The organism is Phocaeicola dorei (genome assembly GCF_013009555.1).
Lineage (GTDB): Bacteria > Bacteroidota > Bacteroidia > Bacteroidales > Bacteroidaceae > Phocaeicola > Phocaeicola dorei.
The window spans coordinates 1,105,043-1,118,002 of sequence record NZ_CP046176.1; the positions used below are offsets into that span (position 1 = coordinate 1,105,043).

Below are 12,960 nucleotides of genomic sequence, written 5' to 3' on the forward strand. Positions count from 1 at the left end.
GCTATGGAAACAATTGTAGTTGTTCTTATGATATTGGTCTGTTTCAATTTTATGATGAAACAGACATTCCGCAAACGAGGATCGGTTGCAGCAATAGCTGTTGTAGCCGCCCTTTTTGTGGGGCTGATGTGCCCATATGCAATTCAGCAGTCTAAGACACAGATTGCTGATTGGCTGGCAGATGCTCAATTGATGCTTGACACTTCGGTGGTGCTTACAGTGGAAGTTGCCTTACAGATGGCTTTTTGTATGTTGGCTGTTCATGTGCTTACTACAGGTCCTGTTAAGAAACGTACTCTTTGGGCTTACCGTGCTTTACGTTGGTTTCCGGGTATTTTGATATTTCCTGTCTTGTTTAGCGGATTGGTATATCTTATCTTCTCTTTTCCGGGTGTTTCCTTTTCTCTTGTCGCATGGAGTATGGCGGTAGGTGTATTGATATTAATTTCTGTAGGCACATTGTTTCTTCGTTATCTCTTGCCGGAAAAGGAATTACGGTTGGAACTATTGTTCCTCACTAATGCATTGACCGCCATATTGGGAATTATTGCTACTGTAAATGGTCGTACCGCCGTAACAGGTATAAGCGAGGTGGATTGGGGGGCATTGACCGGCTTGATAATTATGCTGGCAGGTGGAGGACTCATTGGATTGGTTATATATAAATATAGACGAATAAAAACAAACATTTAAAACTTACTGACATTATGAATCTTATATCAGACATTCTGTTTTGGATTTCGAACGGACTTTTAGTTCCTGTTGTTGTATTGCTTATTGTTCTTTTCATCCGTTCGCTATTATTGATAGGCAGTTTTTTCGGGCAATATTTGGCTATTCGGCGTACAGATGCGTTGTTGCGTCAACAGCTTGATGCACTGACTATAGATACTTTGCCCGAATTGGAAAGCAAACTTCCAGTGAAGTCGAACTCGTTGGTCATTGTGTATATCCGTCGGGTGTTGGGGTCAAAAGACCGTCCGGCACATGTGCAGCGTCTGTTGGCTGATTTTGAAATTACTGCTGATAAGGATTTGGCTATTTCAAAAACATTGACTAAGATGGGACCGATGCTTGGATTGATGGGTACATTGATTCCAATGGGACCTGCTTTGGTGGGACTTTCTACTGGTGATATCGCTTCTATGGCATACAATATGCAAGTCGCTTTTGCTACAACTGTAGTTGGTCTGTTTTCTAGTGCCATTGGTTTCATAACTCAACAGGTGAAGCAACGCTGGTATTTGCAGGATATGACTAATCTGGAATTCCTTTCTGAATTGCTCACTGAAAAACATACAGCTTGAGATGAAACGTAATTTATTAAGAAAAGAGGAGGATAGTGACCCGATGAGCGTGGTCAGCAATCTGTTTGATGTGGCGATGGTGTTTGCGGTAGCGTTAATGGTAGCCTTGGTTACCCGTTATAATATGACTGAAATGTTTAGTCAGGAGGATTTTACGATGGTGAAGAATCCGGGTAAGGAAAACATGGAAATTATAACCAAGGAAGGGCAGAAGATAAACCGCTATACACCTTCTGAGGATCAGGATGCCAAAAGCGGAAAGAAGGGTAGAAAGGTGGGGATTGCATACGAATTGGATAATGGGGAAATTATTTATGTGCCCGAAGATTGATTGGGGAGTTATGGTTGATTGATTTTTTCTTCTTCAATCGAAGAGGTGTAGGCTGTATTTCATATTCAGTATTACGCCTCTTTTTATTTTGAATATTTACTGATTACAAGTAGCGGTCTGTCCGTTTAGTTACGCATTTCGAAACAACTCTCCTTTGATATTTGTTATTATTACAAATAACTCACTCATATAAGAACTATAATGATGCAAAATGAACTAAACACGAGCTTGATTGAAGCTGTAAAAGAAAAACTGCCACTTAAAGAAAATCTGGCCAATCTGTTAATAGATACTTTGTATATCGGTAAAGAGGCTATTTATCGGAGGTTGCGTGGTGAGGTCCCTTTTACATTAGAGGAAGCTGCTTTGATATCAAGAAAGTTAGGTGTTTCATTAGATAATGTAATAGGAGTCTGTTTCAGTTCCAATGCCGTATTCGATTTGAATGTGGTGGATCATGAAGATCCGTTTGAAACTTACTATTCATTATTAAAAAAGTATGTCAATGTGTTACATGCTTTGCAAAACGATCCTTCCTCTTCCATGGGTACTTCTTCCAATATTATCCCCCAAACACTTTCTTTGAAACATAAATCATTGTCTAAGTTTCGCCTCTTTAAATGGATGTATCAAAACAAGCATATTCAGTGCAAGCATTTTGACAAGGTGGAAGTTCCTCAAAAAATATATGATATTCAAAATGATTTTGTATCTGCTACCGGACATATACATTCTGTGGATTATATCTGGGATAGCATGATTTTTCATCATCTGATAAATGACATACAGTATTTTGCTGGGATTCATCTTATCACAGAAGAGGACAAACATCAGATTAAAGAAGAACTATTGCAACTGACCGACGAATTGGAAGACTTGGCTTCTAAGGGAAAGACAGAAGCAGGTAACAGTGTACATATTTACGTGTCTCATATTAATTTTGAAGCCACCTACAGCTATCTGGAGGCTGATTCGGTACAACTCAGTTTGATACGGGTGTATTCTATCAACTCCATTACTACGCAGGATTGTGGAATGTTCCTCAGTTTGAAAGAATGGATACAGTCACTGAAGAAATTCTCGACTATGATTTCAGAGAGTGGAGAGATGCAGCGTATACAGTTTTTCCAACAACAACGTGAAATAATAAGCACTTTATAATAGTTTCCTATTTACGAAAAACGAAATAGGAAAGAAATTCTGTTTACTGAAAATGAAAGTAAATAATCTGTTTATTTACTTTTTTTCGTTATCTGTTTTCTTATTCCTCAATTGGTCGTGAATCAGAAAGATAGAAAGTCTTTCATCTCTGTTTTAGAGCATAGAATTCCCATTTCCATAACTTAAATTTGCAGTCTGTTTGTTAATAACCAAAGAAGGGGAAAAGAATGAAGAATAAGATTGTGAATGAACTGATTACAGCCATGAAGGCACGTGTTCCTGAAAAGCAGAATTTGGCAGGCTATCTGGCAGATACATTATGTATGGGAAAGGAAGCCGTTTACCGCAGGCTACGGGGAGAGGTTTCTTTTACCCTTGAAGAAGTTGCCTTGATCTCTCGAAGACTGGGTATTTCCATTGATCAGATTATAGGAAATCACCTTTCGGACAGAGTGACCTTTGATTTGAATTTATTGAAGTCTTCTGATTCAATGGAAGGCTATTATGAGATAATCCATCGTTATCTGCAAATTTTTGATTATGTGAAAAAGGATGAAACAACAGAAGTTTATACTGCTTCCAATTTGCTGCCGTTTACTCTTTATTCTGAATATGAGTATCTGTCTAAATTTCGTCTTTGCCGTTGGATTTATCAGAATGGTGAGATCAAGACTCCTAATTCTTTAAGAGATATGCAGGTGGAAGACCGGATTGTGAGTGCACATAAGAAACTATGTGAAAGCGTGAAGAAATGCCGGAAAACGCATTTTATATGGGACACGAACATCTTTTATTCTTTTGTAAAGGAGATAAAATACTTTGCCGTTCTTAAACTGATAACCGATGATGATGTATTGCATTTGAAAACCGAGCTGTATCAGTTGCTTGCCATGATGGAGGAACTTTCGGTAACGGGAGAATTCAGTGAAGGCGGAAAAGTTTGTTTTTATCTTTCTAATATTCATTTTGAGGCTACCTATAGCTATATAGAAAAACGGGATTTTCAAATAAGTTTATTGCGGGTGTATTCCATCAATTCAATGGATTCACAAAGTTTTCATATCTGCCGGATGCAATGTAACTGGATCCAATCATTAAAGCGTCATTCTATCTTGATTTCAGAGAGTGGCGAGATGCAGCGCATAGATTTTTTACAAAAACAACAAGCTATTATCGATAGTTTGTAAAGAGTGCCATTTGCCACGAATTACGAATATCGCAACTTTTTTATCCGGATAGTGCGTACAATGCAAAAATCTATTTGGATGGAGCTTGTTTTTTATATTTTGCAACAGCCGCTTGCACTCATTGCATAATAAGTTGTCAGTCAGTTGGATTATTGTCTGTTTCAGAAATGAATATAATTCACAGCCTCACTCTATTTCCCGATATTTGCAGTATAAGAATTAGATGAGTATTCATGTTAGATGGAAGGGGATAATGAATGATGAAAAGAGATAATAAAACCTATAGAAACTGGCTCTGCTTACTGTGGCTGGCTGTCTTTACTTCTTGTATGGATGAAACTTTCACCGCTAGCGATGTGGAAGGTACATTTATATCTATTAGGGGAATGGCACCTCATACGGGTAGTGTGCATTCTGGGACTCCGGAAGATTATATCATTCATACGCTCCGTGTTTTGGCATTTGACAAAACGACGGGTGATAAAGTAACCAACCTATTTTATAATGCACATTCCGGTGATATTATTCGTCATCCCATTGATGCAGGAAGTTACGATTTTGTGTTTTTGGCCAATGAGCCGGCTTATCAACCGGTCCGGACTTTATTGGATGCTATCACTCATTATGGTGATTTGAATCATATAGCCTATCCCGCTGATTTTTTCTCATCAGAACAAATTATTCCAATGATGCAGGAAATAAAGAATGTGACCGTGTTATCCGGCGGACAGGGAGCGACATTGGAAGATAATACAACAGTATCTATATTGCAATTGGCTCTTGAAAGAATGGGGGTACGGGTAGATGTCATATTGAGGGCTGAAGATGATTTGGACCAGGCATTTAAAGGAATAATGTTCAGTAATTTGCCGAATCTTGTTCCGCTGACAGCCACTTATGATGGTCCGGCTATTGAACGGAGTGTGATACGTACATTTACTGTGGTTGATGACGGAAGTTATTTCACCCAAGGTACCCCGACAGCCGAATGGGATTGGGAGAAAAAGGTGAACCGTATCATCCTGCCTGCCAATGACCCTCTTTCCGTTACTAATGAAAGTGAGGCTGTAAACTTTACAATAGATATGGGGGATAATTATAATCCGTCTTGCAAATTGAAGATTGCTTCGAATCCGGTAAATTATAGTTTACCCAAGAATACAAAATTGGATTTGACCGGATATATTAAGGAGCCGTTGATGGTGAACATAGAGGCGTCTGAATGGGAGAATGTGGATGAAGATTGGAATATATCAGGTATTAAGGTACTGAATGTATCGGACTTGGAGGTCAGTATTACTGATTTTAATGGAGCACGTATTTCCTTTACCTCTAATATGCCGGTAGTCAAAGTGATGCCTCAACTTTATGTGGGAGCCGGGGGATTAGCAGCAGAAACAGAAAAGGTATTCAATGATTTGGTGTTGCTAAATGGAGATGTGAAAGACAGTGGAACCACGATAACCTATACTACCTCTCGTTTCTCATATATCTATGATAAGGCATCTCAAACCGGAACGGGCTATATGGATGTGTTGTTGGATGAGCAAAACATAATGGGTACACAGGAAACTTATCGGATTTTTTTGTCTGCTGAAGATGAAGACGGAGGTAGCCTGCAAAGAGAGATAAAAGTTCATGCCAGTCAACACGGGAAACGTTTTGAATTTAATCCGTATGGAACCGGCTATATAGGCGCTTTTTTTAGAAATGATGAACAGGGTGAAAGAATTATTACCGGACAGCAGAAAAGGAGGGACGGAACAAATGAACGTCCTCAGGATTTAGGTACACTCGGTCTATGGAAAGCGGAAGTGGAAGAAGGGAATTTCATTGTTCTGAGCTCTACTCCAAGCTTTGATCCGAATGTCGGGACTGATAATCCGGGAGTCGCAGAGCATTATAAGGTGCTTCCTAATAAGTATAAGGGAGAAAATGGAACTTATGTGGAAGGTAGGGGACGTATCTATTTCCGTATGGGAGTAACGGGAAAAAATGCCGGAACGACTCCTAGGTATGCTAAAGTGAAAATTCAATGGTATGGAGGAAGATATGGGACAGGAGATGATGAATTGTGGTATAATACCGAGTATATGTATATCCGGCAGGGAGAAGCGGATGATTACATCATGAGGCCTGGAACTGTAGATGCCATATCCAAGGGACCGTCACAGGGGAAAGCACGTGATTATGCTCGCAAAATATCGCCTTTCAATCTGACGGCTCCTGCTTATCTGAATGGTGGAAATGAACCCTATGCAAAAGTTGATGTGAAACAAGGAAGGTTTGTGAAATATCCCACTCAGGCAGGAGCATTTTTTCAATGGGGGCTTCCGAAGGATGCTGATCAGGACTATTTCCGTTTGGCTTACCATCCTACAGCCTATACTGTGAACCATTGGATTAAGGATATACAGTTTTTTAATAGTACATCCGAATTGTTTTTACCGGTATGGGGAACAGCGCCTATACCAGCAGAAGATATTTATGACTATGGGTATAAGGAAATATTTGAAACTTGTCCTGACGGATACCATCGTCCTTCTGACGGATATATTGACAGAATAGCTTATAACGGACCATATCCTAATAATATAGATCAGGATGGCGATCATGTCATTGTGAAGGCAAATACGAACAAGGATGTCATAAAGACAGTACTTACGGATTATAGCGTTGAAATAGCATTTTCTGAATTGCGGCAATCCTTATTTAAAAACCCACTGAGTGGAGATGCTGGATTAAATGAGAATATTGGCGGATATGACGGTTCGCCGGAAGTAGGAGGGATTAAAGTAGACCGATATCAGAACTTTTGGCAAAGTAGGACTGATGTGGATGAAGCGCAAGAGCATATAACCTTCTTGATAGGCTTCTATGCTGATGGCTTTTTTGACCGCAGACCTATTAAGATGGGGTCAGCTGACGGTAGTTATCCTTATTGTGTATCATCGGGTAACGCACAGGCAGCTTATTTGGGAATTTTAGTATATAATGAGGCGAATAATGCTTCTGTCTTTTTTCCGTCAGCAGGAAGACGCCAGAATAAGGATAGTAGTCTGGAATTTACAGGACAGACCGGCTATTACCATACCGCTTCTATAGCTGCGTCTTCTGCCGAAGATCCTCATGCTGTGTGGAGCATGTCTCTGGGTAAGTGGCCGAATCCCGGTTTGATGTATCAGTTGCCGACCTTTGGTCAGTCTATCCGTTGCGTCAGGGATGAAGTAATTAGTAGAAAGTGATGATATGTATTTAATGAAATGAGAAAATGAAAGAATTTGTATTATATATAGTTTGTCTTTGGTGTCTGGCTTTTCTAATGTCAGGCTGTGAAGATTCTATCCACCTATCGGAGCGGCCTGATAATAATAAACCTCAAGCAGATAAGGTGCAGATTGAAATCTTTGCCCGTGCGAATTCATATCATTATCCTACAGTCCGTACCATGGATGATGAAGATAGGGTAGGGAAGACTCCATGGATATTGGTATTCAATGGAGAAAATGCAAATGCCACCTTTGTAGAGGCGGTACAGGCTTTTGAGATGGTGGGAAAAAGGTATGTCATATTGACCAAACAGTCCGGCAATAGCAAGTATCAGTTACTGATATTGGCGAATCCATTGAATGATAAGTTTTATTATGGAAATAATGTGACTGAATATTTATTTACAGAATCGGATCTACGGATGAATATGATACCGGGGATAACGACATTGTCCGAAGTTTGTGCCAAAATCCTGACTGAACCGTTAGAAAGCCCTGCAACCTCTGTCATTCCTTTTAGTAATGACGGAAAGACTATTCCTATGAGTTATTTGCTTGGAGTAGACAAAATAGATACTACAACACGGATTGAAAATAGTGATGGGAGTACTATAGAGCTCATTCGTGTAGCAGCAAAAGTGGTGGTAGCTAATAAAGCCGATAACTTTTATTTGAAAGGAATTACAGCAGTAGTCAATGTACCTCGACAAGGGCGATTGCATAATCAGGATGGTACAGTTATGAATAATATGGCAAACTTGACGGAATATTGTCAGACTGGTTATGGTTCTTCTTTGGTAGTGACGGATAATTCGGCGGTGGGACAAAGTACGGAAATGAAACCGTTATATTTGTATGAGTCCGATATTCAGAACAATACCTACTTGATTGTAGAAGGAACTTATGAAAATAAAGACTATTTCTATAAGTTGGTGCTGGTTGACGGAAAATATAATCTCATGGATATTTTACGCAATCATTCATACACATTTACCATTATTAAAGCTAAGGGGCCCGGTTATGATACGGTAGAGGATGCCAAGGCATCCAAAGCTTCCAATGTTGATTTGGATTATAAGTTATCAGTTGATGATAGTTACTCTTATGAAATGATATCCAACAATGATTTTTATTTGGGGGTAAGTAATTCAGTATTTATAGCTTATGCCAGTGAAGATAAAATTTATGAAGTAACTAGTGTGGCTACTAATTGTAAAACGAACTTTCCTAATTCATGTCGTATTGGTGATAATCATATAGAAGTGGATGATGCTTTTTCACTGACTAACCCGGCTGATGGGGCAAGAATACCTATAGTGGAAGGGAGTACACCTGACCCTAATATTACTCAGGTAGAATCCTTAATCACTTCCAAATTGAGGCTGCATGAAGATTATCAGACGGATGAGGGAGGAATTTATAGGAAGAACGCATACATCACCTTGAAATTAGGCAATTTGGAGAAAAAGATTCGCGTCAGGCAAAGACTTGCTGTACCCCAAGAAGGGCTGATTTTGAAATATATGCCTACTACTGAAGATGTGGATAGTTATGATATGAATTTTTATTGTCTGACTGCTTATGTGGAGGATGGGGCCGATAATCCCAAGACTTGGATAAAACTACGTCCTTCATCAAGCGATGGACGGAATATAACAGATCGGATAACAGTAGATGATGGGAAAATTTATATGGAGGTAACAGCTAATGAAGGGACGGCATCCCGAAACGGCTTGGTGTATCTGACCACTATAAAAGCTCCTGATAATTCTTCCGGTATCCGTACCACACAACGTGTTAAGATTAATATCACTCAGAAAGGTAAAACGATTGTCTCAAATTAAAAGTAATGTAGATGAAAAAGAAAATACTATTCATTCTCTTTATATCGGGTTGTTTTCTGACCGGAAGTAATGCACAGAGTATTGCAGTGAAGAGCAATCTGCTCTATGATGCCACTTCAACTCTAAATATGGGAGTGGAATTGGGATTGTCACGTCAGTGGACTTTGGATGTCCCCCTCAACTATAATCCTTGGAAACCGGGTAATGGCAGGCGTTTGCGTCATTGGGGAATACAACCGGAAGCCCGTTATTGGTTTTGTGAGCGTTTCAATCGCACGTTTGTGGGTTTGCACGGTCATTATGCCGATTTCAATGTAGGAGGATTTCCTGATTGGGGATTCATCAGTAAGAATATGCAAGACAATCGTTATCAGGGATACCTGTATGGCGGAGGCATTTCAATAGGACATTCATGGATTTTGAAGAAACGTTGGAGTTTGGAGGCGTCTTTGGGAATAGGATATGCGCATATTGTATATGATAAGTATCCTTGTGCGGAATGTGGCACTAAACTGAAATCAGGCAGAAGAAACTATTTTGGTCCTACAAAGGCAAGTATATCACTTATTTATATAATCAAATAATTGAACCATAATGAAAAGAAATAGATATATCATAGCATATGTACTGCTTGCTTTTTGCTTTATCAAGCATCCGGTTGTAGGACAGAACCGCTCTTTTACAGGTACTGTCACTATACATCCCGTACGCTTGGAACAGGTGGGTGATTCACTCTATATAGAAATGGATATGGTGTTGGAGGATGTAAAGATGAACACATCTCGTGGCGCTGATTGGATTCCTCAATTGGTTTCTGCATCATGTACTCTTAATTTACCGCGTATTTCATTGAAAGGAAGAGATGAATACAAAGCTTATGAACGATATCTGACTCTTATGACTAACCGGGAAAAAGCAAGTTATGACTTCCCCTATATTGTGAAAAAGATAGTTGGAAGGAAAAATGCGATGATTTCTTATCAATATCACTTGCCTTACGAGGCATGGATGGCAGATGCCTGTCTGAATATACGGCGTGACGAGTGCGGTTGCGGTGAAACTGCCTGGATGGAAATAGAACCTTTGATGGAAAAAGTAACATTGGAGTATCCTCTGATTCCCTATGTGATAACTCCTCATCTGGCCTATATCAGGCCTGTTGTAGAACAGGTAAAACAGAGAGATGTACAGGCGGAATGTTTTTTAGATTTTGAAGTGAATAAAGTGGATATCCGTCCTGAATATATGAATAATCCGCAGGAACTGGCCAAGCTTCGTGCGATGATTGACGAACTGAAAGCAGACGCTGATATTCAAGTGAAAAGTTTGGATATTATCGGTTATGCCTCACCGGAAGGTTCGTTGGCAAATAATAAACGGTTGTCTGAAGGACGCGCTTTGGCGCTTCGTGATTATTTGGCAGGCTTATATGACTTTCCCCGTTCCCAATACAATATCTTGTTTGGTGGAGAAAATTGGGCAGGCTTGGTAAAAACACTCCAACATACAAATATTGATTACCGAAAAGAGTTATTGAACATGATTACAAACAACCCCTATGACCAAACCTTAAAATTGAAGTTGCGAGAATTTCGTGGAGGTATCCCCTATCAATATTTGTTGAGGAGTGTTTATCCTAAACTCCGTGTCGCCATATGTAAGGTAAACTATGAAGTGAAGAATTTCAAAGTTGATGAGGCTAGGGAAGTGTTTAAGAAGCGTCCGCAGAATTTAAGTTTGGATGAAATGTTTTTGGTGGCCAATAGTTATCCGGAAAATTCACTTGAATTTCTGGAGGTTTTTGAGACTGCTGCCCGTATGTATCCGGAAGATGAAGTGGCGGGTATCAATGCTGCTGTTGCATCCCTTTCACGTAATGATCTGGTTTCAGCGGAAAGATATCTGAAAAGGGTGAATTTAAAAAGAAACCAGCCGGTATATGATAATGCGATGGGAGTCTGGATGTTGCTGAAAGGAGATGATGAATCAGCTGAAAAGTATTTCAAAAATGCTGCTGATTCCGGACTTGATGCCGCCAAAAAGAATTTGTTGGAATTAGCGGAAAAGAAGTCGGATGTTATTAAAATGGAATAGAGAAGAGATAAATAATTTAGTTAGAAACACTTTAATAAATTGTAAAACAATGAGAAAGAAAAACGTATTAATGTCAGCAATTGCGGCTTTAGCATTTGCGGCATGTAGCAGTGATGATGTACTCCTGGAACAAGATACCGGGATTGTAACGAATCCAACAGGAGATGCATGGGTGGCATTGGATATAAAGACACCTTCTGTATCAAGATCTCGTGCATTGCATGATCCTAATAAGGAGGACGGTACTGCTGAGGAGTCATCGGTTTCTACTGTCAGAGCTATTTTTTTTGATGCAAGTGAGCAACTGACGGATGATATTGAGTTGACAGGTGTCGAAGCCGGTAATCCAGGACAGCCTAACGGAGGGGTAAGTAAGCCTTTCAAAGTGGATGCAAAATCAAAGCGTATCTTGATAATAGCAAATCCCGGAGCAGGTTTCCCGGCTAAAGGCTCTTTTGGAACAGGGGCTTCTTATAGTACGGTCAATGGTGTTCTTGCCTTGTCGTTAGGAGCGGATGTGACACAAAATGTAGCGAAGAATGGCAGCTTTATGATGTCGAATGCAAAAGGAAGGCTGGAACCTTCAGTTTCTACAACAGATGGAACCGATGCTGACCTTGCATTGTATAAAACTGAAGAATTGGCTAAGAACAGTCCGTTGGCTATTCACATTGACCGTGTCGTAGCCAAGGTGCGTGTATATGTAAAGCAGGAGAGTGATGTGGCTACTATTGCAAATCCTAAATGGATTTTGAATATTACGAATACAAAGTTTTTTCCTGTATCCGAAAGAATATTGACTTGGAATGAGGATCCGGCCAACGGTGGACGTGGAACTTGTATTACTCCTTTTGATCAATATAAGATTGGTTCGTATAGAAAAGACCCTAATTATGATAATCAGAATGGAGGTCTGGATTATATGGTAATTAGTAATGATGTGGCAATTGTCAATGATCCGGGAGAAAGCCAGTATTGTCTTGAAAATACTCAGACCAGTATTCATAATCTTCATCAATATACTACGCAAGTATTATTGAAAGTGGAATTTTTGCCGAAAGCATTTAAAAAGCCTCATACAACAGATTTAGGAACACCTGATCCGAATAAGGATTTTATGAGAATTAATGGTGGCTTTTATACTTTTGATACATTGAAAGAATGGATTGAAGCTGAATTGAGAAGTAAATATGACGCCATCGGTACTAGTAAACCTTCTGTTACTACTACATTGACAGATGCTTTGAATGTGTATTTGGATAGTAAAGGAATAGGTAAAGTATCTCTTCTGGATTCCGGTGTTAATGTAGATGCTTTGGTAATCACATTCAATGGTAAAATTGATGAAATAAAAGGAAAAGGTGCAGGGGCAGTGGAAAATTTCAATTATTATGCCGATGGTATCAGTTATTATAAAATCATGATTAAACATGATGATACGGATAAGGCCTTGAATGAACTCGGTGAATTTGGGGTGGTGAGAAATTCCGTTTATGATATCAATGTTAATAAGTTCAATAATCCGGGATATCCGGAAATACCTACGCCCGGTACTGATCCCGATGAGGAGGACGGCTCTTTTCTGGCGATCCAGATTAATGTCAATCCATGGACTTGGTACACTCAGGAAGAAGAATTTTAAGAAGCGGATTATAAACTTTAACTCCCTCTTTTTAAGATAAGGGCGGCTTGGAATTGAAGATACTGGGAACTATATATCCCATTACTGTACGGAAGACGATTGTTAATGAGATGTGTAGACTGAGT

Annotated in this window: 10 protein-coding genes; all 10 read left to right on the forward strand. The window is 39.5% G+C overall.

The window, feature by feature from the left end:
• Positions 1 to 3 precede the first annotated feature (3 nt).
• The 10 genes from GKD17_RS04245 (at position 4) to GKD17_RS04290 (ending at position 12,835) form a co-directional block, all read left to right on the forward strand.
• Positions 4 to 693 carry a hypothetical protein gene (locus GKD17_RS04245; protein WP_007836877.1) on the forward strand — a complete coding sequence of 230 codons (690 nt, stop codon included), beginning with the start codon at positions 4 to 6 and terminating at the stop codon, positions 691 to 693.
• 14 nt (positions 694 to 707) lie between these two features.
• Complete coding sequence (locus GKD17_RS04250; RefSeq protein ID WP_007836879.1) at positions 708 to 1,307, forward strand: MotA/TolQ/ExbB proton channel family protein; 600 nt, start codon at positions 708 to 710, stop codon at positions 1,305 to 1,307.
• Between the two features lies 1 nt (position 1,308).
• Positions 1,309 to 1,638 (forward strand): DUF2149 domain-containing protein, encoded by a 330-nt coding sequence (locus tag GKD17_RS04255; RefSeq protein WP_007836881.1) that lies wholly within the window; start codon positions 1,309 to 1,311, stop codon positions 1,636 to 1,638.
• A gap of 201 nt (positions 1,639 to 1,839) precedes the next feature.
• Positions 1,840 to 2,799: a hypothetical protein gene (locus tag GKD17_RS04260; RefSeq protein ID WP_007836883.1), complete on the forward strand. Its 960-nt coding sequence runs from the start codon at positions 1,840 to 1,842 to the stop codon at positions 2,797 to 2,799.
• Between the two features lie 227 nt (positions 2,800 to 3,026).
• Positions 3,027 to 3,986 (forward strand): hypothetical protein, encoded by a 960-nt coding sequence (locus GKD17_RS04265; RefSeq protein ID WP_007836885.1) that lies wholly within the window; start codon positions 3,027 to 3,029, stop codon positions 3,984 to 3,986.
• A gap of 260 nt (positions 3,987 to 4,246) precedes the next feature.
• Positions 4,247 to 7,231, forward strand: coding sequence for a hypothetical protein (locus GKD17_RS04270; RefSeq protein ID WP_007844755.1), 2,985 nt, complete (start codon positions 4,247 to 4,249; stop codon positions 7,229 to 7,231).
• Positions 7,232 to 7,257: 26 nt separating this feature from the next.
• On the forward strand, positions 7,258 to 9,099 hold the full coding sequence (locus GKD17_RS04275) for a BACON domain-containing protein (RefSeq protein WP_007836891.1): 1,842 nt from the start codon (positions 7,258 to 7,260) through the stop codon (positions 9,097 to 9,099).
• Positions 9,100 to 9,110: 11 nt separating this feature from the next.
• Entirely contained in the window at positions 9,111 to 9,683 is a 573-nt protein-coding gene (locus GKD17_RS04280) for a DUF3575 domain-containing protein (protein WP_007836893.1), read from the forward strand.
• Positions 9,684 to 9,693: 10 nt separating this feature from the next.
• Positions 9,694 to 11,193 (forward strand): DUF3868 domain-containing protein, encoded by a 1,500-nt coding sequence (locus GKD17_RS04285; RefSeq protein WP_007836895.1) that lies wholly within the window; start codon positions 9,694 to 9,696, stop codon positions 11,191 to 11,193.
• Between the two features lie 49 nt (positions 11,194 to 11,242).
• Positions 11,243 to 12,835, forward strand: a complete 1,593-nt coding sequence (locus tag GKD17_RS04290; protein WP_007844754.1) for an Mfa1 family fimbria major subunit — start codon at positions 11,243 to 11,245, stop codon at positions 12,833 to 12,835.
• Positions 12,836 to 12,960: the final 125 nt, after the last annotated feature.